Origin of the sequence: Niallia taxi (assembly GCF_004005475.1) — a bacterium.
Classification (GTDB): Bacteria; Bacillota; Bacilli; order Bacillales; family Cytobacillaceae; genus Niallia; species Niallia taxi.
Window position 1 is genome coordinate 24,576 of the sequence record NZ_RZTZ01000023.1, and the last position, 23,074, is coordinate 47,649.

The window sequence follows — 23,074 nt, forward strand, 5'->3', positions numbered from 1 at the left end:
ATGAACAAGCTGGCATATATTAGCCAGCTTGTTCATTTATTTTATATTTTCTCTCTCTAATAGAGCAAGTGCTTGTCTTAAGCTTGCTTTTGTAACAAGATCCTTCGTATTCAAACCAAGATTCACCATTGTTTGAGCTATCTCTGGACGAACGCCGGAGAAAATAGTGGCAACACCAAGAAGTCTTAATGCATCCATTAGCTTGAACAATTCATTTGCAACCATCGTATCAATAATAACTACGCCGGAAATATCGATAATTAAGTGATTAATACCCATATCCCTTGTTTTTATTAATGTTTCTTCCATAAGCAGCTGTGCCCTTTCTGTATCAATATCACCAATCAACGGCAGGATTGCAATATCATTTGTAATAGGCACAACCGGAACAGACAGCTCCAAAAAGGCTCTCCTTGAATTGTTGAGCGTATTCGTATAAGAATCAACATAGGAAAGGCTAAAATTATATAAAGCAAAATCTAATAACGGATCAATAATGTCTTTTACTTCAAAAACCTCATCAATAGAAAAGTCTTTTTCCTTCATTTCCTTCTTTAATACTTCCCATATGGCCCTTCTATAAAAAGCCACATCCTTCAGTGCTTCATCTAACGGCACACCTTGTGCAGAGAGACTCGCGCCAGTGTTGATTCCCCAGTCTGAAAACATCGAAAGAGAACCTTCAAAATCTTGGTTTAACAGGCTTTGTCCAAATAGAGAAATAAAATGAGCACGCAGCCTAAGAAGCTCCTCTTCCACATGACGAATCTCTTGAAGTGTTTTCAGGCTTTCTCCTTCTAATCTGCGTTTATGCACAGTCAATGCAATCTCTCGCTTTTGTTGTAATAATACATTACCTAGATGCTTTATATTTTCCCCCATCAAACCTGCTCCCCCAATAACCGAAATTCAATAGCTTATTATTGATTATTATATCAATTTCAGCAATCATTTTACATTGTTTCAAAAATTTCCATTTTGATAAACTATTGATTAGATCGGACATTTTAACTAGAAACAGGAACTTATATCTATTTCAGTGTAAAGGTACTGAGTTATTTTGCTTCCTTCATGCAGTTTCTAAAGAAAAGCCTTCATCATTAAAGTAAATGACCTCTGTAAGAATTTTGCATCCGACTATTAGCTTACAAGCCTCCCGTGCCTCTTTTTCCGTATTAAACTCAAAAAGTGCTGTCTCGTTTTCCTGAGAGTAGACCGTTATTACCCACATAGAATTGATGCTCCCTCTTATTATTTTTTTAGTAATCTTATAGCTTTATTGCACTGCTCGCCTTTTTTAGCGACTTTAGCTGAAGGCCTGCCTTTAGTTTCTCCAGTTGCTGTTCTTGTCTTAAATATAGCTGTTCTGCCTCTTCTAAGGAAATCACTTTAAAACAGATTTTTTCGCCAGGCTTCTTTTGGGCAAGCAAAGGAAGGTCGACTGTTACCACTTGGGCGAATTTCGGGTAACCTCCTGTCGTTTGCCGATCGGCAAGTAAAACAATTGGGTTTCCATCCTTCGGAACTTGAATGGTGCCATTTGTTACAGGCTCAGAAATAAGCTCCAATGGCTCTTTCATCTGCAGAGGTGCTCCCTGAAGGCGAAAACCCATTCTGTCAGAATTTGGAGTGATCTGAAATTCACCATTAAAAAAATGCTCTTGGCTCTCCTTCGTAAAAAGCTCAAATTCCCCGCCTTTAATAACGCGAATTACCTTTTCCTTCAAATTAATAAACGATTCTGGATTAACATGCCACTTAGTAGCAGAAAAAGAATCAGATAAAGAATTCCTAAGCTGTTCAAGAATTGGAGTGCTCACAAATATGCCACAGTTTATTATATCGCCTGTTTGTAATCTTCGACCTTTATAGCCGCCTATTTCTCCCCGTAAATAGGTGCTTTTACTCTCCATAACTTCGTCCACCGCAAAACCGCCAGCAACAGCCAAATAAGTTCTGCAGCCTGTTTGGGAAGATTGGAAACGAAGCTGACTCCCTTTCTTCACATATACAGGGCGCCATAATGGCACAGTTTTTTCATCAATAGCTACTAGCATATCTCCTCCCGTAACAGCAATAAGCAAGTCATGTTCTGCAATGAAGGAAGCTCCGACTAATGTCATCTCCAAAACCGCTTCTTTTTCCTGATTGCCAACAAGCAGATTTGCAATTCGAAGAGAAATGGAATCCATTGCCCCACTGACAATAACACCATATTTTTGATAGCCATATCTGCCCAAATCTTGAATACTTGTAAGTAGACCTGGGCGCACCACTCGTAAACTCATACTAACGTCTCCTTATACCCGTTATATTCTTCAATCGAAATCGGCATGAATCTGACAATATCACCTGATTGGAGAAGGCTTGGAGGATTTCTATCTGGATAAAAGAGATCGACAGGCGTACGTCCAATAATTTGCCAGCCTCCTGGAGTAGAAATTGGATATACCCCTGTTTGCATGCCGGCAATGCCGACAGATCCTGCTGGTATTGATAGTCTTGGTGATGTGTGACGAGGTGTTGCAATCTGTTCTGACATTCCTCCCAAATAAGGAAAACCAGGTGCAAATCCAATCATAAAAACGAGATATTCCGCTTTTGAATGGATTTCAATTACTTCTGTCGTTGACAGAGAATGGTAATCTGCCACTGCCTGCAAGTCGGGACCTAGCTCCCCGTCATAGCATACTGGGATTTCAACTACCCTTTGTTCATTGGCTAGTGGTGCTTGCAATTTCTCTAGCCTTTTCTCTATGATAGAATGGACGATTTTATATGGTGACAGCTTTTCTTTGCTTCCCTCGCCTTTGTACATTTGGTAAACAGTTAATGGGTGATAAAAGACAGTTACACTTGTAAAAGCGGGAACATACTCAACCAAACCACAAAAAGGATCTTTATCAAGCTGTTCCGAAAACGCTTTTACCTTTAAGTGCACCTCTGGACTAATGTCCGTACCGAATTGGACAATTATCGCTGAATCTCCAAGCGGCTTTATGTTTATGTGTCTTAAACTACCAATGATATTTTGTCCCATCTAATCCCCCTACCATCTAAACTTCGTATTTCAGAATATCAGTTGCATCTATTATACTTGTCATAATTTTTCAGAAAAACTTATACCTAAAAGAAAATGACATGAGCATTAAACACTCATGCCACCCTATTAATCATTACACATAAAGTTAGAATAGCTTAATGTGTCTGGCCGCCTACTTCCTTTATGTCTTTTTCATTGGCAATCGCTGTTTCAACAGCTGTTTGCAGGCCTTTAACAATTGTTTCAAGCGCCATGCTCGGCTGATTAGGATGTAATGCTGCCTGACTTGGGAGAAATGGGATATGAATAAATCCTCCCCTAATCTTGTTTCCTGCTTGCGCGAGCAAGTGCATCAAACCATAGAAAATATGGTTACATACAAAGGTGCCGGCAGTTTGAGAAACAGAAGCAGGCACGCCATTTTCCCGCATTGCTTTAACAATCGCCTTAATAGGCAGGGTTGACCAGTAAGCTGCCGGACCACCCTCAACAACAGCTGTGTCAATTGGCTGCTGGCCTATATTATCAGCAATCCTTGCGTCATTGACATTAATGGCAATTCGCTCAATTGTGACATCTGGACGGCCGCCCGCTTGACCAACACAAATGATAAGAGCTGGTTCGAGGTCCTTTACGTATTCTTTTAATCTTGTAATTGAGTCATTAAACACTGTTGGAAGTTCCTTTGATACGATTACATATTCCCCAACATGTACCCCGTTGAGCTTCTTCACCGATTCCAATGCCGGATTCGTTTCTTCTCCTCCAAACGGATCAAAGCCTGTCAGTAAAATCTTCTGCACAGCATACTACCTCCCCATTTTAGCTAGTATTAAATTAAAAGTGATACACTAGAAAATACATTAACAGCATATTAACAATAAATACAGGAATAGCAATTGGGACTTGCGCCTTTATTACTGCGTTTTTGTCCTTTAAATTCAAGAGCATTGTTGGAACGATGTTAAAGTTGGCTGCCATTGGTGTCATTAACGTTCCACAATAACCAGCAAACATGCCGAGTGCTGCCATAATTGCAGGGTTCCCTCCATGCAGTTGAACAATAAGAGGCAGACCAATTCCTCCTGTTATAACAGCAAACGCAGCAAATGCATTACCCATAATCATTGTGAACAACAGCATCCCAATGCAATAGGCTGCTACTGCTACAAAGGCATAATTTGTTGGCAATAGATCTCCTACAATACCTGATACTACATCTCCAACTCCAGCCTTAGAGAAAATGCCTCCAAGTGCCGCAAGCATCTGTGGCAGGATAACAGCCCAGCCAACGGCTTGTAATAGACGGCTGCCTTCATTTACAGGAACGACTGCCTTTGCTCTCGTAATACGCTGTGCTGCTACAAAAGCAATAATCGTAGCAAGACCAAGAGCAATCAATGTAACATTCTCAGGATTTACAAGCTGGACAGAACCAAATTTAATTTTCCCAAGTGTAAGTGTGCCAACAATCGTTAACAATGGAATCAGGATAGCAGGAATGAAAATTTTATTTTTCAGCCTCTCCGCATGTCCTTCCCTTTCAACAGGATCTGGCTCCTCTTCCTTGGACTTTGTTACCTTTCCAATAGAAGCAACTATTACCATAATCAAAACAAGATAGCCAACGTAAAGAGGCGGAATCTGCTTGCCAAACAAGAAGGTTATCGCAAATATCCCCCAGAAAATAGCAGAGCCAACACGAGTTGGATGAGTTTTATCAACTGCTACACGAATAGCAACAAAGGCTACTATAATGCCTAATAAGTAATAAAGCGTATCAAGTGTTATTAAATGCATTACAGAACCCCCTCTTCTTTATCATTCTTTTTTGGTAAGCTGCTTGAATTTCCGCTTCCACCAGCTTCTCTAGCAATCCGTTTATCTAGACGGTTAAAACGGAACCAGCTGACAATTAAAGCAGTTATTGCAGTAGGAATTCCCCAAAGCGCCATATCCCAGACACCTACATGAATGCCAACTGAATCAAAGAAGCCCTTCATAAGCAAGATCGCACCTGTCGCGATAAAGATATCCTCACCGAAAAACCAACCTGTATTTTCAGCAGCAGCAGAATGTGCCTTAATATCATTTTTTGTTTTCTCCGGCAGCTCCCCGTAACGTGCCGCAGCTGCTCCTTCAGCCATTGGGGCAACAAGAGGACGAACTGTTTGTGCATGTCCTCCAATGTTAAGACCAATTGCTGCAGAACCTTCCCTGATGAATAAATATGTCAACAGCACACGTCCTGTTGTTGCATTTTTCGCTTTTTTGATTAAAGATTCTGCCCGCTCCTTTAATCCGTAGCGCTCTAAAATTCCGATTACCGGCAATGTAAGAATTATTGGTAAGGACATATAACGGTTATCAATAAAAAACTGTCCAAATAACGTTATGATTTCATTAAAAGAATATCCAGCCACAAGGCCAGTTGTGATGCCTGCTACCGTAACAACAAGCAAAGTATTAAAGCGAAATGCAAAGCCAAGTGCTACAACAAGAATTCCGATTAGCTTTATCATCTATATTAACTCCCTTCTATGTATCTACTGTTTTAGTAAAATTAAATTCCTCATCTCCAACAGTTCCGTTATTCGGAATGCTAGTTCTGAATTATTAGATTCATCTGTTATATTATACTAATAAGAATAAAAATACAATATAATTTATTATTTCAAACTAACGTTATCTACTAAATGGTCATTTACTCGTGTTAAATGGAATAATTTTAATTTTATAAAATTTATATGATATGCATAAATACAGTTTTATGCTACGATATTTGAAACAACAGTTCCTTTATTCGGAATACTAAGGAGGGGATTTTTTGTATAAAATTGATTTGAACTGTGACTTAGGAGAAAGTTTTGGAGCATATTCGCTAGGAATGGATGAAGATATTCTGCGCTTCGTTACATCTGCAAACATTGCCTGCGGCTTTCATGCAGGTGACCCATCTGTAATGCAGAAAACCGTTAAGCTGGCACTTAAAAATAATGTTCAGATTGGGGCACATCCAGGTCTACCTGATTTAGCAGGATTCGGGCGTAGAAATATGAACATTACGCCACAGGAAGCACATGATATGGTCATTTATCAAATTGGTGCATTAGCTGGCTTTGTCAAAGCAGAGGGCACCAGAATGCAGCACGTCAAACCACATGGTGCCTTGTACAATATGGCAGCTAAGGACAGCAAACTTGCAATCGCAATTGCAGAAGCTGTCTACAAAGTAGATTCTGAGTTGATTTTATTTGGGCTTGCAGGCAGCGAGTTAGTTCGTGCTGGAGCAAAAATCGGCTTACAAACAGCAAATGAGGTTTTTTCTGATCGTACTTATCAAGCTGACGGCACATTAACACCAAGAACAGAGCCAGATGCTCTTATACATGACAAAAAACAAGCAGTTGGACAAGTCGTTCGCATGATAAAGGAAGGAAAGGTTCTTTCAAGACAGCAAGTAGACGTACCTGTCAAAGCTGACACTGTCTGCATACACGGCGATGGGGCGGCAGCACTTGCTTTCGCACAGCAAATTAAGGAAACTCTTGAATTGTCAGGAATTGAGATTGCAGCTTTCCGCTCTTAAGACATACAAAAAGGACATGGATTATTACTCCATGTCCTTTCCTTTATTTTATGAATCCTAATTTTTGCGATACCTCCAGCGCTGCCGCCTTAACTTTTTCAGCAAGTGATTCAAGCTTGTCCTCTCGATAATTAACATCAAGGCCAGCTATGCTGATACCGGCAACAATTTCCCCTTTAAAGTTAAAGACCGGAGCAGCAAGCGCCGCCGTATAATCCTCCAGCTCTGAATAGCTGACAGAATAACCATTCTCTCGAGATTCTACTATTGCTTGACGCAGCTTTCCTTTATCAACAATTGTCCCAGACGCTATCTGCTTCAATTCTGTTTCATCAATATACCGTTCCCGCTCCATGTAAGGCAGAAATGCAAGAATGACCCGCGAACAGGCTCCCGCATAAAGAGGTGTCCTTCTCCCTATTGCCGTATACAGCCTTACAGGCTGTTTCGTATCGAGCTTTTCAATATAGATAGCCTCACTTCCATCCCGAACTATCAAATTAACAGCCTCGCCAACCTCCTGATGAAGCCGATGCATTACAGGCAAGGCCACCTGCCTAATATCAAGTCGCTCTGCCACCAAATGACCAAACTGTAAAAACAAAAGACCAAGCGAATACTTGCTGTCTTCCTCATTCTTAGCCAGCAGCCCCATTTCCTCAAGTGACAATACCATTCGGTGCACAGATGTCTTTGGAATCCCTGAATACTGCACTATTTCATTAAAACTCAGCTTTGAATGATGAAGAAAAAGATTAAGAATATCCATCGACTTCACAACCGTTTTGTTTTTGCTTTGCAAGCACACCCCTCCTTCTTTACTTTCCATTTTTCCGTTTTGATACATGCCATTATTATACCTTATTGGCAGAGATGGGAGAATGGCAATTGCGGAAAACTCTCAATAGAAGGTGTACGCATTGCAGCAACAGAAAAAAGCTTCTCATAAAGAATTATGAGAAGCTCTAACAACTAAATTAAATGATTATTGAAAAGTTGGCTTTGTTAAAATTTTCAAACCCGCGTCCAAATTCCAACACTTTTAATTTCCTTATACTCAGGCTGCCAAACTGCATCCACCACAGCTTGTGGTACATCCGTAATGTCTGCTCTCGCAATTCCTTCCTCCTGTGCAGCCTTTGCAACTTGAACGGCAACATAGATGGATACATCATGTAATTTCTCAATTGGCGGCAGTAATGACGAACCTGGCTCTGAAGTTTCACACATCTCAGCAACAGCGTTTGCTGCAGCTGCAAACATTCCTTTTGAGATTACTTGGGCTTTAGCAACAATCGCTCCGAGACCAAGACCTGGGAATACAAATGCGTTATTGGACTGTCCTATTTCATAGGAAACTCCGTTATATTCGACATTGTCAAACGGACTTCCTGTTGCAATTAGTGCCTTGCCCTCTGTCCAGTTAATCAGGTTCTCTGGTACTGCCTCTGCAAGATGAGTTGGGTTTGACATAGGCATGATAATTGGATGCTCCACATGCTTGGCCATTTCCTTTATTATTTCCTCTGTGAAGGCGCCCGCTTGCCCTGAAGTACCGATAAGGATGGTTGGCTTTACTCTTTTTACTACTTCCAATAATGGAATAATACCGTCCCCGTTCCTTTCCCAGTCCTTCACTTCCTCTCCTTTTCTTACATAAGGCATTTGAAATTTCAAGACATCAGGTGTTTCATCTGTCAGTAACCCTCGATAGTCAACTGCCCAGAAACGTTCATAAGCCTCGGCTTCAGACAATCCATCTAGAACCATAGCATCTACCATTTGATCAGCGTTGCCAATCCCTGCTGCTCCAGGTCCAAAAACAACAATACGCTGATCCTGCAAAGATGTTCCTGTTGTTTTTAACGAAGACATAATAGCCGCAAGCGTGACGGCACCTGTGCCTTGGATATCATCGTTAAAAGTAAGGATTTTATCCCCGTATTTTTCTAAAATATTTCGAGCATTCACATTGCCAAGATCCTCCCAATGAATAAGCACATCTGGGAAAAATTTTCTGGCTGTCTGAATAAATAACTCAATAAATTTATCATAACGCTCACCACGAACACGGGCGAATTTGTTGCCAATATAGATAGGATCATCAATTAATGACTGATTGTTTGTACCGACATCCAACACGATTGGCAAAACACGGCTCGGATCAATGCCAGCTGCTGCTGTATAAACAGCAAGTTTACCGATTGCAATATTTATACCGCCTACCCCTTGATCTCCAATCCCAAGAATACTTTCAGAGTCAGTGACAACAATTAAGTCAATGTCGTTTTTGGCTGCCCCTAGATTTGCGAAGCCTTTTTCAACGCCTTCAAGGTGATCAATGGAAAGATATAACCCACCTGGGCGATGATAGCTGTGAGAGTATGTCTGAATCGCTTCTCCTACAGTAGGTGTGTAGATGATCGGAAGCATTTCTGCCAAGTGGTCTTTCAAAAGTCTGTAAAAAAGGACGACATTGCGGTTATATAAATCATAAAGCAAACCGTTTTTGAAAAGATTTGTAGTCCTCATAGAATATTGCTCATAGGCTCTGTTTGCCTGTTCATCAAGTGTAAGTACATGGGGCGGCAACAAACCGTCGAGTCCAAGCTCTTCCCTTTCCTCTCTAGTAAATGCTGTTCCCTTATTTATAAAAGGATTAGATAGTACTTCTTTTCCTTTTAATGTTGTAATGATTACATTATCAGGCACGCTCATTTTCGGAAATCCTTCTTTCTGAAGTAAATTTAGTTACGAATATTGTCTATATTTATCATCATAAATGTACTTTTTTATGCTGCGCTTACAATGGCCCTTTTAGCCTTTTTCTTTTCAGACCTTTTATATACATAACTGACAATAATCGGACAAACTATTGCTGAGACCACACACGCTGCCGCAACTTGTGCAGTTGCAGCCGGAGCTATTGCAGAAAGAGTTGGATCTGCTGCCGCAACAACTGCCGGTGTTGCTACAGCGTTGCCTGCAGTCGAACCAGTCGCTAAACCAACGATAGGATTTTCCTTAAATAATTTCAAAAGCAAGAAAGCGCCAATTCCTGTAAATGAAGCTATTAATCCAAGTAGTAAACCAGGACCTCCCGCTTCGATAATCGTGTTCAAATTCATTCCTGCACCTAATGGGAAGGAGAAGAATGGGATTAATAATAGCTTACTGCTTCCAAGAAACTTTCTCATATCAGGATCGATATTCCCTAAAATCATCCCAATTAATATTGGAATTAATACCCCTACAAGTGCTTGAAATGGAATAGAAGCAAGACCAGAAGCACCTAATGCTACTAACGTGAAAAATGGACCATCTTTTAATGAGAACAATGCGTATGCCCCTACATCTGTTTCGTCACCATAAGATGAAGCAAGGGATGCATAAAGGCCCCCATTAGCATTTAATAATGCTGCAAGAATGGCGAGTGGTGATATTCCTAATATTCCAGCAGGACCAAAAATCATAGCAATTAAAATACCTAACCCTGCACCTACTATAAATTTCCCAGATAATAATATTGCACCTTTTTTAATAGCCTTTGGTGCTAGTTTGAAGTTAATTTGTGAGCCAATTAAAAACATAAAACAAGCTAAAATAGTGGATGAGGCCTCTTTACTGAATAATGCTGTTGTAAAATGCCCGATCTCTAAAAATTGCGGAAAAAATGTGTTTGTTAATACCCCTAAAAAAAGTGGAACTACCATCATCCCACCTGGAATTTTATCGAGCGTTTTCTTAATTGGAATTTGCATATTTACTCCCCCTTGTCATCATTTAATATGTGAAAATCCAAATTCCCTTGCACGCCACAGAAAGCGATTGCAATGATTGCCCCTTTGTTACGTGTCCATCATATTCCCCCATAAACCGTTTTCATAGTTTAAGAAAGTTTAATAATTCTTTTTGTAAATAAAAAAAGTAAGCAGCTTGCATAACTGCTTACAAAAAATTTTTTATTAAGTGCTCTTTAAATTGATTATATTCATGCTGATAAACAGGTCTGCCGACCGCTCCATAGATAACCTTAACATCAAGAATTCCTATGTCCTTAAGAAAATTAAGATACTTTCTGGCAGAAACTCTTGAGATGCCAACAATATTAACAATGTCATCAGTCGAAAAAGGCTCTTCCTTTAATTTCTGAACAGCATCCCATACTTGCTTTAACGTATCCTTCGCTAATCCCTTTGGCAGCTCCTCTGCGATGACATGTTCATCTCTGTGCAAAAGCAAGCTATCCAGCTCCTGCTGACTTACCGAATCTTGTTTATCAATCAACCGAGCTTGTTCATAATAGGTCGTAAGTGCCGTGTTAAACCTGTCAAATTCAAAAGGCTTGATTAAATAATCGACAATCCCATATCTTAACGCCTTCTTAATGCGTTCAAGATCGGATGCAGCAGAGATAATAATAACATCAATTTCAAGCTCATTTTTCCGAAGATGTGCTAACAGCTCTATTCCAAGTTTTCCCGGCATAAAAATATCCAAAAGGATAAGCTGTATTTCTTCCGTATCAAGTAATTGTATAGCTTCATCAACTGAGGTGGCTGTTGCAGCCAACCGGAATCCTTCAATTTTGGTAAGATATCGTTTATTTATTTGTGCTACCATCGGGTCATCTTCTACAATCATTACATTAATCAATTTTCTTCCTCCTCCTCTTGGTAAGATACATAAGCAGCAAAACTCGTTCCCTTTCCAGGCTTGGATGAAATAATTAGTTCCCCTTCCAGTCTTTCAATTGCCTGCGCCAAAAGGTATAATCCAAATCCGCGATTATTTCCTTTAGTTGAAAAGCCTTTATCTAGTATTTTGTTTTGGAGTGAATGTGTCATGCCCATCCCTGTGTCTTTAACCTCGATTGTTAAAATATCCTCTGCATAATCCAGTTTAAGATGGACCTTTTTGTTTATACTGTTCGCAATTGCCTCTATTGCATTATCCAATAGATTTCCAATAATCGTTATCAGCTCATGAGTGATTTCCGAGTTGGCAGGCTTAGGGAGCATATTAGCACAATCAAATGAAAAGGAAACTCCTGATTCTCTCGCAAAGCTTAGCTTACCAATCAGAAATCCAGCAAGCACAGGATCTTGGACCTTCTTTGTCACAAAGCTCATTTCCGTTTCCCTATGATTTACCGTTTCATTTACATAATCAGCAAGCGTGTCGTATTGTTCAGTCCGGACTAGACCAAGAATAACATGCAGCTTATTCATAAATTCATGGGCCTGAGCGCGAAGAGCATCTGCGTAATTACGCACACCTGTAAGCTGTTCAGCTAAATGCTGAACCTCTGTTTTATCTCGGAAGGTAGCAATGGCCCCAACCGCCTGATTTCCCACCACGACGGGCACCCGGTTTACTAGTATCGTAACTCCCTGCAGGTTCTGCTCTTGATCGACCTCTGTTTCACCCGATTTGATAATGCGCGTTAGCCTCGTTTCCGGTAAATAATCCTCAATATTCATTCCCAATGGCTCTTCTTCAAGACCAGCCCTTTTAAAAAGCTTACTCGCTGCCTTGTTAACAAGGGTGATTTTTCCTTCCTGGTCAATCGCGATAATTCCCTCGCGCACAGACTGAAGCATAGAACTGCGCTCTTCAAGCAGCTTTGCAATAACAGACGGCTCGAGTCCTAACAGCGTTTTTTTGATATACCTTGCCAAAACAACGGCACCGATTATTCCAATGAGAAGTCCAATTAACGTCCCAAGCACAATTCCCATCCGGCCTTTATCAACAGCTTCTGTAACACTTTTTAAAGAAATCCCAACAGCAACTGCCCCAATTTGTTTGTCCTCAGAATCTTTAATTGGGGTAAATGCCCTCATAGATTTACCGAGAGTTCCCTTTGAAATGGAAACATACTCCTTCCCCTTAAGAACAGGTCCTTCATCTCCCCCCAGAAAGTGCTTCCCTACCTTGTTGGACTCAGGATGTGACAGCCGAATACCGGACATATCCATAACAACAACAAAGTTCACATTCGTTTTGTCATTTATTTGATTAGCAAAAGTCTGAACATCCGCCTGATTCTCTTTTCCTTCAAGAGACCTTATCACTAATGGTGAAACGGCCATTGTCCTTGCGACATTCAGCGCTTTTTCCTTCTGTGTCTCTTCTACACTGGAAGTAATACTTTTACTTATAAGCAAGTCGGTTATCCCAAGTGACAACGCAACCACAATGCATACAAAAATAATAATGATAGCTTGTAAACTAAGTTTGCCCTTTTTCATAAATTCCTCCAGGTATGATTATCATTAGGTATGTAAAAATAAGAGAATACCATTAAGCCTCAAAATCAGCTTTAAGCAGGTCTCTCCTTATATTATTGAATGAACCAACTGCTATTATTAAAAGTAACTTTTATAGTGATTTGATTAAAAAGCGCTTTCAATAAAACAGAATAAATTTATCCCATTTTATTATAGTACTTGAACCAAGCAAGCTGATTTATGTAATTAAAAAAAGTATTATTCTGGGGTAAATTGGAATTTCAACACAAAAAACCCCACTTTCTTCAAAAAGAAAGTGGGGTTGGTGTGAGAAGATTTTCTCATATAGGGTGAAAAATAGTAGTAGCTATTTTTCAGATGTTTGGCTTATTTAGCCTTACATCATGCCGCCCATTCCACCCATGCCGCCCATATCAGGCATTGCAGGTGCAGCTGGTTCTGGCTTGTCAGCAACTACTGCTTCTGTTGTTAAGAACATAGCAGCAACGCTTCCTGCGTTTTGAAGTGCAGAACGAGTAACTTTAGTTGGGTCAACGATTCCTGTTTCGATCATGTTTACCCATTGACCGTTAGCAGCGTTGAAGCCTGTTCCAACTGCTTCGTGTTTAAGGCGCTCAACGATAACTGATCCTTCAAGACCTGCGTTGTGAGCGATTTGGCGAACTGGCTCCTCGATTGCGCGAAGAACGATGTTGATACCAGTAGCTTCGTCGCCTTCTGCTTCGATAGACGCAACTTTATTGTATACGTTTAGAAGTGCAGTACCACCACCAGCTACAATACCTTCTTCCACTGCAGCACGAGTTGAGTTCAATGCATCTTCAATGCGCAATTTACGCTCTTTCAATTCTGTTTCAGTTGCAGCGCCGACTTTAACGACAGCAACTCCGCCTGCAAGCTTAGCAAGACGCTCTTGTAATTTCTCACGGTCGAACTCAGAAGTAGTTTCTTCTAATTGAGCGCGGATTTGGTTGATGCGTGATGCGATGCTTGCTGAATCTCCTGCACCCTCTACAATTGTTGTGTTTTCTTTTGTAACAACAACTTTTGCAGCACGGCCTAATGATTCGATTGTTGCAGATTTAAGGTCTAAGCCAAGATCTTCTGTAATAACTTCTCCGCCAGTCAATACAGCGATATCTTCTAGCATTGCTTTACGGCGATCACCGAAGCCTGGTGCTTTAACAGCAACAGCTGTGAAAGTTCCGCGAAGTTTGTTCACTACTAATGTAGCGTTTGCTTCACCTTCTACATCTTCTGCTACGATCAATAATGGTTTGCCTTGTTGAACAACTTGCTCAAGCACTGGCAGGATTTCTTGAATGTTAGAAATCTTTTTATCAGTGATTAAGATGTACGGGTTGTCAAGAACAGCTTCCATTTTGTCTGAATCAGTTACCATGTAAGGAGATACATATCCGCGGTCGAATTGCATACCTTCTACAACATCTAATTCAGTTGTGAATCCTTTAGATTCTTCAATTGTGATAACACCGTCGTTACCAACACGTTCCATTGCTTCTGCAATCAATTGACCAACTTCTTCATCAGCAGAAGAGATAGCAGCTACTTGTGCAATAGAAGCTTTGCCTTCGATTGGTTTAGAGATAGCCTTCAACTCTTCGATAGCTGTTGCAATCGCTTTGTCCATCCCTTTGCGGATACCCATTGGGTTTGCACCAGCAGTTACGTTTTTAAGTCCTTCACGGATCATCGCTTGTGCCAATACTGTAGCAGTTGTTGTTCCGTCCCCTGCAACATCATTTGTTTTGCTTGCAACTTCAGCTACAAGTTTTGCACCCATGTTTTCAAAAGCATCTTCTAATTCGATTTCTTTTGCGATTGTAACACCATCGTTTGTGATTAGCGGTGAACCATATTTCTTTTCAAGCACAACATTGCGTCCTTTAGGTCCAAGTGTTACTTTAACTGCGTCAGCAAGTGCATCTACACCACGAAGCATAGAGCGGCGAGCTTCTTCACTAAATTTAATATCTTTAGCCATTTAAAAAAACCTCCTCAAGTATTTTAAATTACGTATATATTAATTTTTCTATTATTGTACGATTGCAAGAATGTCGCTTTCGCGAAGGATTAAATATTCTTTCCCTTCATATTTAACTTCAGTTCCAGAATATTTTGAGAAGATAATTACATCATCAACAGAAACATCGAGTGCAGCACGCTCTCCATTGTCAAGAACACGGCCGTTTCCAACTGCTACTACTTTACCTTCTTGTGGTTTTTCCTTAGCAGAATCAGGCAACACGATGCCACTTGCAGTTTTTTCTTCTGTTTCAACAAGCTCAATAACAATTCGATCTCCTAATGGCTTTAACAAGTGAAACAACCTCCTCAAGTTTTATGTAAATTCATCACTATTAGCACTCATCACTCTTGAGTGCTAACACAATTATTATATTAATTAATCTTTTTATAATTTGCAAGAGACAACACTTAGATTTTACAAAAAATTTAAACCTCGTAGTTTTCACGCCTTTAAGAAGTATACACTCTTTCTTCGACTTTATTCATAAATTCTCCTCTTTTTAATGTGTTCTATTTGAGTAAGCAAGCACTTATTAGTAGAATAAATAGTGTATGTATTACTTATTCTAATCATTATCTGCATAAAGCGATTTGCCATTATGTTTAATGGGAAGAATACATAAGCTCTTATCTTTATATGCTTATTCTATATAGTAGAATAATCGAAAAGGAGTAAGATATCTTGAAAAAAGAATATTGGATTATTGTAATATCGTATATTGCTATGCAATTATCGACATTAATTGGCGTTCCCATTGTTATGTTTATCGGGAAGCTGCTCGGGTATGATACTGTAAACCTCGGAATGGCCTCCGTAGTCATTTGGCTGATTTTCAGCTTTGTTGTGACATTGCTAGTTATCCTTATCCTGCTTCGCCATGAGATGAAAAATCCCATTCGCCACAATGCCTCGAGCATTCCCGCAAGCATTGGATGGGCAGTGGCAGGTGTATTTCTTTCCTTGATTGCTCAAAGTATTGCCGGTTCCATTGAAATGGCTTTAGGTATCGAGCAAGAATCAGAAAATACGCAGCAGCTTATGGGCTTTGTTGAGTACAGTCCGCTTGTGATACTTGTGATTGCCGTTGCCGGTCCGATCTTGGAAGAGATAATCTTTCGAAAGATTATTTTCGGGGTACTCTATAATCGATTAGGCTTCTTTCTATCTGCGCTGATTAGTTCCCTTGTCTTTGCGGCCGCACATATGGAATTTGTGCATATTCTGCTTTATGCCAGTATGGGCTTCACCTTCGCCTTCCTTTATGTTAGGACAAAAAGAATTTGGGTTCCGATAACTGCTCATGTAGCAATGAACTCACTAGTCGTTTTCATCCAGTATAATCTGGATGCTATTGAGGAATGGCAAAGGAATATGGAGAACATTTCACAATTTATTGGAGGATTTTTATGAGGAAGTCAGCATTACTCTCTGGAATACTATATTTAATACTCGGTGCTTTATTTACCTATTTTGCTGTTCAATCAGTCCGTGACCATGGAGGCTGGGGATTCTTTTCCTATATTCTTGTCATACTGGCAACATTTGATATAGGAACTGGAATTCGTCTTATTTCCTTCCATTATTTCATTAAAAGGGCTGCTCGCAAAAAGCAGGAGAGATAAACCTTGTATAAATATAAAAAAAAGCAATTATAAATGTAGCATTTATAATTGCTTTTTTTAGGCTCATTCCTCTTCTGATACCTCTGGTGTTGGATAATGCTTAAGGAAGTAAACAAGAGATTGAAGCTCAACCGCTAAATCAATATGATGAATGCGCACACTTGGAGGAACTGACAATCGGGCTGGTGTAAAGTTCAAAATACCTTTGATGGAGCTATCAACAAGCCGATCAGTAATCGTTTGTGCAACTGCAGCTGGTACAGTTAAGATAGCAACCTGGATATCATGCTCAAGGATAACCTTTTCCAGGTCGTCCATATGATGAATATCTACATCTCCAATAGGCTGTCCAACCTTGTCTTCTGCAATATCAAATGCCACTTCAATTTTCGTATTGTTGTTTTTCAAGAAATTATAATTTAAAAAGGCAACCCCTAAATTTCCTACACCAATCAGGGCAACCTTCGTCAGTTCGTCTTGATCTAGTGTTTTTCGGAAAAAGGAAAGCAGATAATTCACATTATATCCATACCCTTTTTTCCCTAATGCTCCAAAATATGAGAAGTCTCTTCTGATGGTAGCTGAATCTACCTTCACTGCTTCACTCAGTTCTGCAGACGAAACTCTTTGTTTCCCTGATGAATGCAAATTTTTTAAGAAGCGATAATATAAAGGCAACCGCTTTGCAGTTGCTTGCGGTATCTTCATTATTTCATTGCTCATTGTGATCCCCTACCTTAATATTACATCTTATCTATCCTGCTGTTTATTATTCCTTTTGTATGAACCATTAACTCCGCCTGATTTCTCAAGCAAATAGGTTTCGCCAATGATCATTCCTTTATCAATTGCTTTGCACATATCGTAAACTGTTAAAGCCGTGACGGATGCTGCAGTTAATGCTTCCATTTCCACCCCAGTACTTCCAACCGTTTTTGCCGACACCTCTATAACTAGACGGTAGTCATCCTGTTCTTCTTCCCAATGGAAGGAAATATCGACTCCCTTTAAGGAAATAGGATGACACATCGGAATTAAGTCAGATGTTTTCTTTGCTGCCATAATGCCTGCTACTTGGGCTACAGCCAAAACATCTCCTTTTTTTATCGTATTATTGTTAATGCTCTCATATATATGTTTATTTACAATAATGCTTGAGTGGGCTACTGCATTACGAGCTGTTTCGCTTTTTTCACTTATATCAACCATTTTTGCTCTACCCTCATCATTAAAGTGTGTAAAACTCTTCATTTTTAACACCTCTAAGCAAATAATACACTATTTTCCTGATAAAGTGTATCATTAAAGAATTTTCGTAGCCTGCGATTGCCTTTATTGCGGTTTCCCTTACATTTAAGTTACACTTGATATACATACATTCTGAGGTGAATTTCGTAATGATACTTTTACAAGTGAATCAGCTTTCCAAATACTTTGGAGCTGAAATAATCTTATCCAATATAAAATTAGAAGTGCAAACAAGAGACAGAATTGCGTTAGTAGGTAGAAATGGTGCTGGAAAATCTACTTTATTAAAAATGATTGCTGGCCAGCTTTCCTATGATTCCGGGGAGATCATCAAGCCAAAAAATGTTGAAATTGGCTATTTAGCTCAAAATACCGGTCTTGAATCAAACTTGTCCATTTGGGACGAGATGCTCACCGTTTTTAAAAGCCTTCAGCAGCAAGAAGCGGAACTTAGAAAGCTCGAGCAGCAGATGGCAGACCCAGCCGTAAGCAGCCAGCCTGATCGGTTCGAAAAGATTTTAAAGGAATATGATGTACTCCAATATAACTTTAAGGAAAATGGGGGATATCAATATGAAGCAGATATTCGCTCTGTTCTTCACGGCTTAAATTTCGCATCCTTTGATTACAGCACAAAAATCTCCACATTGAGCGGAGGCCAAAAAACAAGGCTTGCTCTTGCAAAGCTATTACTCACAACACCTGAAATCTTAATTCTGGATGAGCCAACAAACCATTTGGATATAGAAACACTTTCATGGCTTGAGCAATATTTACAAGGATATGATGGTGCAGTCCTTATCGTATCCCATGACCGCTATTTCTTAGATAAAGTTGTAACCCAAATATATGAGCTTTCTCGGACCAATATTCAGAAGTTCATTGGAAATTACAGCTCTTATTTAGAGCAAAAAGCGGAGAACTATGAACGGGACATGAAGGTTTACGAAAAACAGCAGGAAGAGATTGCAAAGCTTGAGACATTCATTCAAAAAAACCTGGCAAGAGCCTCCACTACGAAAAGAGCACAAAGCAGAAGAAAAACTCTTGACCGTATGGATCGGCTGGATCGGCCAGATGGAGACGAAAAGTCCGCTTCGTTTGGATTTCAAATCGAGAAGCAAACAGGTAATGATGTGTTAAAGATCCAAGACCTTGCTATTGGTTATGAGGACAATACTGTTTCCCGAAACATCACCTTCCAGTTGAACAGAGGGGATAGTGTTGCATTGGTAGGACCTAATGGTGTCGGCAAATCAACATTATTAAAGACGATTATCTCAAAAATTGATAAGCATGCTGGAACTACTGCTTGGGGAACAAATGTAATGGTGGGCTATTATGATCAAGAACAAGCAGAACTTCATTCTAATAAAAGGGTATTGAATGAGTTATGGGACGAGTTCCCCCTAAGACCTGAAAAAGAAATCAGGACAGTATTAGGCAATTTTCTTTTCTCAGGTGATGATGTATTGAAGATCGTTAATTCATTAAGCGGTGGAGAAAAAGCTCGGCTTGCTCTTGCAAAGCTTATGATGGAAAAGCCAAATGTTCTTATTTTGGATGAGCCGACAAACCATCTTGATTTGGACAGCAAGGAAGTGTTAGAAAATGCTCTGATTGATTATCCTGGCACATTATTATTTGTCTCTCATGACCGTTACTTTATTAATCGGATTGCAACAAAAGTGGTAGAGCTACAACCAGAGGGTTCTACTGAATTTCTTGGAGACTATGACTATTATGTAGAAAAGAAATTAGAGCAAGAAGAGCTGCTTGCACTGGAAACGAATGCTTTAAGTTCAGCAATAGCTGTTGAAGCATCAGAAAAAACATCCTATCAGCAGGATAAAGAAGCTAAAAAGGCAGAACGACAACGTATTCGCCGCATTGAAGAAATTGAGAAAACAATTGAAGGCTTAGAGCAACACGTAGCAGAGCATGAGGAGAAACTATGTGAGCCTGACGTTTTCCAAGACCATGAAAAGGTTTTTGAACTGAATAAAGAACTAGAGGAATTCAAAAGTGAAATAGACAGACTTATGGATGAGTGGACTGAATTGTCAGATAAGTAAAAAGTACTGGGCGGGAATCTGCCCAGTACTTTTTTTCCACATTTTTATCCACATAAAAATAGCTATTATATTAGCTTTCCACAGGATTATTCACACTATCCACAATTTATTCTGTTTTTACTCACATTATCCACAGGTATGTGGACACACAGATTCAAAACGAAAAATAAATCCCTGTTTATAAACAGGGATTTATACCTAGTTGTGGATAGTAATATCTAAACCAGGGTTTCCATTCAAATCTAAAAGTGCTCTTTGACCTTTTTTATAGAAAACTGTACCTGCAGCACCAATCATTGCAGCATTATCTGTGCATAAAGATAGCGGTGGAATGGTTAATTTAACATCTTTAATTCTTGAGAATTTCTCTTCTAAAGCAGCTCTTAATCCCTTGTTAGCAGCAACTCCACCGGCAAGGACAACTTGCTTAACCTTATATTCCTTAACTGCTTGAATTGTTTTCGTCGTCAAAACATCAATTACACTTTCTTGAAAGCTTGCCGCCAAATCTTCTGGCTTGATGACTTCTCCTCTTTGTTCAGCATTATGAACAGTGTTGATAACTGCCGACTTTAACCCGCTGAAGCTGAAATCATAGCTGCCTTCCAGCCATGCTCGTGGCAGCTTTATAGACGCTTCTCCTTCAGCCGCCAGCCTGTCTATATGCGGTCCCCCTGGATAAGGAAGCCTTAAAGTTCTTGCCACTTTGTCATAGGCTTCTCCTGCTGCATCGTCTCTTGTTTCACCAATTACTTCAAAATGGCCGTGTTCCTTCATATATACAAGTTCTGTATGACCACCAGATACGACTAATGCCAATAGTGGAAATTCTAGATTATCCACAAGCTGGTTTGCATAAATATGTCCTGCTATATGATGGACCCCAACTAGAGGAATACCGTGTGCAAAGCTGACTGCCTTTGCCGCATTAACTCCAACAAGCAAAGCACCAACAAGTCCAGGACCTTCTGTGACGGCTATAGCATCTAGATCTGTATAGGTTACTTCAGCAGTTTTTAATGCTTCTTCCATAACCAATGTTATTTGTTCAACATGATGCCTCGAGGCAATCTCAGGGACCACACCGCCAAATCTTTTATGGCTCTCAATTTGAGAAGCTACAACATTCGATAGTATTTCAGTTCCATTTTTAATGATAGATACAGCCGTCTCATCACAGCTTGTTTCCATTCCCATTATTAAAATATCTTTTTTCATTATATATTCACCCACATTACTAAAGCATCTTCTTGATTATCGGTATAATAATTCTTTCTGATTGCCCCATTTTGGAAACCAAGCTTCTTATACAGGTTTTGGGCAACTGTGTTTGACACTCTTACTTCCAATGTCATTGACTTAGCTCCAAGTCTTTTTGATTGTTCCATCATTGTTCCGAGTAGCTGTTCACCAAGCTTTTGGCCTCTGAATTCAGGCAAAATGGCAATGTTCGTAATATGAACCTCGTCAATGACAATCCATGCCCCAATATAACCAACCAATTGCTCTCCATTTTCAATGACTATATACTTAGCAAATTTATTTTGAGTCAACTCATTATAAAAGGCATCCTTGCTCCATGGGGTACTAAAGGAAAGCGTCTCAATTATATGGACATTGTCAATATCTCCAATGGTCATTTCTCGAAAAAGATAATCTGCCATAATAATCTACTCTTCCTTTAACTCTTTATTATTTGCCTTAAGCCAGTTTGCTTCTGCCTCTACTAGACGAATATAATTCGGAGTGAATGGATGAACTTCCTCTGCCTCCATAGCTTGGCCTAACCTCGCCAAAACAGACGGCCTTGGATTAAAGTCTGCATAATCTGCAAACACAGCAATTTCCTTTAATTCTGTTTCAAATAATTCCTTATGAATGGACAGGTCATTACCAGTAAATAATACCTTTTCCTGCTCCGAACTTAACCTGCTCACCCAATCCTTTGCTAGGATAAGCTGATCCTTCTCCAATTGCTCCACATTGCCATTAGTAAACTTGAATAAGCCTGTATATATTTGCCCTCTTCTTGCATCAAACAGTGGACTTACACTGCCTGGGAAATACCGGCCAGCACTTGCTGCCAGAACCTGCAAACTAGACACCCCAACAAGCGGAATGTTCAACGTCCAAGCAAGTGTTTTTGCTATTGTAACTCCAATCCGGACACCTGTATAAGAACCAGGACCTTTCGCTACCACGATTTTCGTCAAATCAGTTGGGCTTACATCACATTCCTTCATTAGCATTTCAATTGCCGGCATTGCTCGGACAGAATGATTTTTTTTCAGGTTGGTAATATATTCCCCAATAACTTTATCCTGATCAATAATTGCGATGCCCAATACAAGATTGGATGTATCAATGGCTAGTATTTTCATTTCATTAACTCCTTACATAAGTGCACATATCTTGACCCAAAGGGGTTAAGCACAATTTCTCTTTCTGTCTCATTTTTATAGTGAAGACTGATGTTCAAATATTCTTCTGGCAGCTGTTCCCCTATTAAGTGAGCCCATTCTACAACTGTAACACCATTACCTTCAAAATATTCATCAAACCCAAGATCTTCAAAGGCATCCTCCACTCGGTAAACATCCATATGGTAAAGAGGAAGTCTTCCTACATACTCCTTAATAATCGTGAATGTCGGACTGTTAACTGTCCTTGTAATCCCAAGCCCTTTTGCTAATCCTTTTGTAAAGGTAGTTTTCCCTGCACCTAGGTCTCCTTCAAGTGTCAGCACATCTCCTTTATCTAAGAGCTCAGCAAGCCTTGTAGCAAAAGCCATTGTCTCATCTGCATTAGTTGTTTTCCATATAAATTTATCCATAAAACTCACCTAGTTTGTCTAAGATTATTTTTCCTATCTTCATTATATAGATAGTGAGGAAACATTCCTAATAAATGTAACATTGTTTCCTTTATTTCTAAAAAAAAATCCTTAGGTTTGACCCTAAGGATTTTCTGGTTTGATTGCGGGGACAGGATTTGAACCTGCGACCTTCGGGTTATGAGCCCGACGAGCTACCAGACTGCTCCACCCCGCGACGGTAATATAAAATATGCCTGGCGACGTCCTACTCTCACAGGGGGAGAGCCCCCAACTACCATCGGCGCTGAGAAGCTTAACTTCCGTGTTCGGTATGGGAACGGGTGTGACCTTCTCGCTATCGCCACCAGACTATTATGT

24 protein-coding genes, 1 tRNA gene and 1 rRNA gene are annotated in these 23,074 nt (G+C 39.8%); 4 read left to right on the forward strand and 22 right to left on the reverse strand.

The genetic code is table 11. From position 1 onward, the window contains the following. Window positions 1-36: 36 nt before the first annotated feature. From EM808_RS26780 to EM808_RS26805, 7 genes are all read right to left on the reverse strand, one after another. Window positions 37-882, reverse strand: a complete 846-nt coding sequence (locus tag EM808_RS26780; RefSeq protein WP_127742634.1) for an STAS domain-containing protein — start codon at window positions 880-882, stop codon at window positions 37-39. 187 nt (window positions 883-1,069) lie between these two features. Continuing rightward, on the reverse strand, window positions 1,070-1,231 hold the full coding sequence (locus EM808_RS28845) for a hypothetical protein (RefSeq protein WP_164849805.1): 162 nt from the start codon (window positions 1,229-1,231) through the stop codon (window positions 1,070-1,072). Window positions 1,232-1,268: 37 nt separating this feature from the next. Beyond that, window positions 1,269-2,288, reverse strand: coding sequence for a 5-oxoprolinase subunit C family protein (locus tag EM808_RS26785; protein WP_127742636.1), 1,020 nt, complete (start codon window positions 2,286-2,288; stop codon window positions 1,269-1,271). Next, complete coding sequence (gene pxpB, locus EM808_RS26790) at window positions 2,285-3,040, reverse strand: 5-oxoprolinase subunit PxpB (protein WP_127742638.1); 756 nt, start codon at window positions 3,038-3,040, stop codon at window positions 2,285-2,287. The genes EM808_RS26785 and pxpB overlap by 4 nt, the downstream gene beginning before the upstream one ends. 158 nt (window positions 3,041-3,198) lie before the next feature. Further along, on the reverse strand, window positions 3,199-3,846 hold the full coding sequence (gene pcp / locus EM808_RS26795) for a pyroglutamyl-peptidase I (RefSeq protein WP_127742640.1): 648 nt from the start codon (window positions 3,844-3,846) through the stop codon (window positions 3,199-3,201). A 34-nt stretch (window positions 3,847-3,880) separates the two neighbouring features. Further along, window positions 3,881-4,843: a DUF979 domain-containing protein gene (locus EM808_RS26800; protein ID WP_127742642.1), complete on the reverse strand. Its 963-nt coding sequence runs from the start codon at window positions 4,841-4,843 to the stop codon at window positions 3,881-3,883. Beyond that, on the reverse strand, window positions 4,843-5,565 hold the full coding sequence (locus EM808_RS26805; RefSeq protein ID WP_127742644.1) for a DUF969 domain-containing protein: 723 nt from the start codon (window positions 5,563-5,565) through the stop codon (window positions 4,843-4,845). The genes EM808_RS26800 and EM808_RS26805 overlap by 1 nt, the downstream gene beginning before the upstream one ends. Window positions 5,566-5,870: 305 nt before the next feature. Between EM808_RS26805 and EM808_RS26810 the strand changes: the two genes are divergently transcribed. Continuing rightward, window positions 5,871-6,632 (forward strand): LamB/YcsF family protein, encoded by a 762-nt coding sequence (locus tag EM808_RS26810; RefSeq protein WP_127742646.1) that lies wholly within the window; start codon window positions 5,871-5,873, stop codon window positions 6,630-6,632. 43 nt (window positions 6,633-6,675) lie between these two features. Here the strand turns inward: EM808_RS26810 and EM808_RS26815 are convergent, their stop codons facing one another. The 7 genes from EM808_RS26815 to groES all read right to left on the reverse strand — a co-directional run bounded on the left by EM808_RS26815 (window position 6,676) and on the right by groES (window position 15,227). Next, entirely contained in the window at window positions 6,676-7,434 is a 759-nt protein-coding gene (locus tag EM808_RS26815; RefSeq protein WP_127742648.1) for an IclR family transcriptional regulator, read from the reverse strand. A 212-nt stretch (window positions 7,435-7,646) separates the two neighbouring features. Next, a complete protein-coding gene (locus EM808_RS26820) occupies window positions 7,647-9,350 on the reverse strand; it encodes an NAD-dependent malic enzyme (RefSeq protein WP_127742650.1) in 1,704 nt (567 codons plus the stop codon). A 74-nt stretch (window positions 9,351-9,424) separates the two neighbouring features. Beyond that, complete coding sequence (locus tag EM808_RS26825) at window positions 9,425-10,393, reverse strand: 2-keto-3-deoxygluconate permease (RefSeq protein WP_127742652.1); 969 nt, start codon at window positions 10,391-10,393, stop codon at window positions 9,425-9,427. Between the two features lie 187 nt (window positions 10,394-10,580). After that, the gene (locus EM808_RS26830; protein WP_127742654.1) at window positions 10,581-11,288 is read right to left on the reverse strand and encodes a response regulator; all 708 of its coding nucleotides are present in this window, start codon (window positions 11,286-11,288) and stop codon (window positions 10,581-10,583) included. Continuing rightward, window positions 11,285-12,886, reverse strand: a complete 1,602-nt coding sequence (gene dcuS, locus EM808_RS26835; protein WP_127742656.1) for a DcuS/MalK family sensor histidine kinase — start codon at window positions 12,884-12,886, stop codon at window positions 11,285-11,287. The genes EM808_RS26830 and dcuS overlap by 4 nt, the downstream gene beginning before the upstream one ends. 376 nt (window positions 12,887-13,262) lie before the next feature. Then, window positions 13,263-14,891 carry a chaperonin GroEL gene (gene groL, locus EM808_RS26840; protein WP_127742658.1) on the reverse strand — a complete coding sequence of 543 codons (1,629 nt, stop codon included), beginning with the start codon at window positions 14,889-14,891 and terminating at the stop codon, window positions 13,263-13,265. Window positions 14,892-14,942: 51 nt separating this feature from the next. After that, entirely contained in the window at window positions 14,943-15,227 is a 285-nt protein-coding gene (gene groES / locus EM808_RS26845; RefSeq protein ID WP_127742660.1) for a co-chaperone GroES, read from the reverse strand. A gap of 390 nt (window positions 15,228-15,617) precedes the next feature. Here groES and EM808_RS26850 point away from each other — a divergent pair, with 390 nt between their 5' ends. Together EM808_RS26850 and EM808_RS26855 are read left to right on the forward strand one after the other, a co-directional pair. Continuing rightward, on the forward strand, window positions 15,618-16,346 hold the full coding sequence (locus tag EM808_RS26850) for a CPBP family intramembrane glutamic endopeptidase (protein WP_127742662.1): 729 nt from the start codon (window positions 15,618-15,620) through the stop codon (window positions 16,344-16,346). Beyond that, the gene (locus EM808_RS26855; RefSeq protein ID WP_127742664.1) at window positions 16,343-16,558 is read left to right on the forward strand and encodes a YdiK family protein; all 216 of its coding nucleotides are present in this window, start codon (window positions 16,343-16,345) and stop codon (window positions 16,556-16,558) included. The genes EM808_RS26850 and EM808_RS26855 overlap by 4 nt, the downstream gene beginning before the upstream one ends. Window positions 16,559-16,621: 63 nt before the next feature. Here the strand turns inward: EM808_RS26855 and EM808_RS26860 are convergent, their stop codons facing one another. Together EM808_RS26860 and moaC are read right to left on the reverse strand one after the other, a co-directional pair. Next, window positions 16,622-17,281: a redox-sensing transcriptional repressor Rex gene (locus EM808_RS26860; RefSeq protein WP_127742666.1), complete on the reverse strand. Its 660-nt coding sequence runs from the start codon at window positions 17,279-17,281 to the stop codon at window positions 16,622-16,624. 27 nt (window positions 17,282-17,308) lie between these two features. Next, a complete protein-coding gene (gene moaC / locus EM808_RS26865) occupies window positions 17,309-17,809 on the reverse strand; it encodes a cyclic pyranopterin monophosphate synthase MoaC (RefSeq protein ID WP_127742668.1) in 501 nt (166 codons plus the stop codon). Between the two features lie 146 nt (window positions 17,810-17,955). On the opposite strand from moaC, the gene EM808_RS26870 reads away from it, so the two are divergent. Beyond that, entirely contained in the window at window positions 17,956-19,881 is a 1,926-nt protein-coding gene (locus EM808_RS26870) for an ABC-F family ATP-binding cassette domain-containing protein (RefSeq protein WP_127742670.1), read from the forward strand. 198 nt (window positions 19,882-20,079) lie between these two features. Here the strand turns inward: EM808_RS26870 and tsaD are convergent, their stop codons facing one another. From tsaD to rrf, 6 genes are all read right to left on the reverse strand, one after another. Continuing rightward, window positions 20,080-21,099, reverse strand: a complete 1,020-nt coding sequence (tsaD, locus tag EM808_RS26875) for a tRNA (adenosine(37)-N6)-threonylcarbamoyltransferase complex transferase subunit TsaD (RefSeq protein WP_127742672.1) — start codon at window positions 21,097-21,099, stop codon at window positions 20,080-20,082. After that, the gene (gene rimI / locus EM808_RS26880; RefSeq protein ID WP_127742674.1) at window positions 21,099-21,545 is read right to left on the reverse strand and encodes a ribosomal protein S18-alanine N-acetyltransferase; all 447 of its coding nucleotides are present in this window, start codon (window positions 21,543-21,545) and stop codon (window positions 21,099-21,101) included. The genes tsaD and rimI overlap by 1 nt, the downstream gene beginning before the upstream one ends. 6 nt (window positions 21,546-21,551) lie before the next feature. Beyond that, window positions 21,552-22,262 carry a tRNA (adenosine(37)-N6)-threonylcarbamoyltransferase complex dimerization subunit type 1 TsaB gene (tsaB, locus tag EM808_RS26885; protein ID WP_127742676.1) on the reverse strand — a complete coding sequence of 237 codons (711 nt, stop codon included), beginning with the start codon at window positions 22,260-22,262 and terminating at the stop codon, window positions 21,552-21,554. Then, the gene (tsaE, locus tag EM808_RS26890; RefSeq protein ID WP_127742678.1) at window positions 22,259-22,714 is read right to left on the reverse strand and encodes a tRNA (adenosine(37)-N6)-threonylcarbamoyltransferase complex ATPase subunit type 1 TsaE; all 456 of its coding nucleotides are present in this window, start codon (window positions 22,712-22,714) and stop codon (window positions 22,259-22,261) included. Before tsaE ends, tsaB begins: the two co-directional genes overlap by 4 nt. Before the next feature lie 143 nt (window positions 22,715-22,857). After that, window positions 22,858-22,931: transfer RNA gene (locus EM808_RS26895), tRNA-Met, on the reverse strand. Window positions 22,932-22,948: 17 nt separating this feature from the next. Beyond that, window positions 22,949-23,065: ribosomal RNA gene (gene rrf / locus EM808_RS26900) — 5S ribosomal RNA — on the reverse strand. Between the last annotated feature and the right edge of the window lie 9 nt (window positions 23,066-23,074).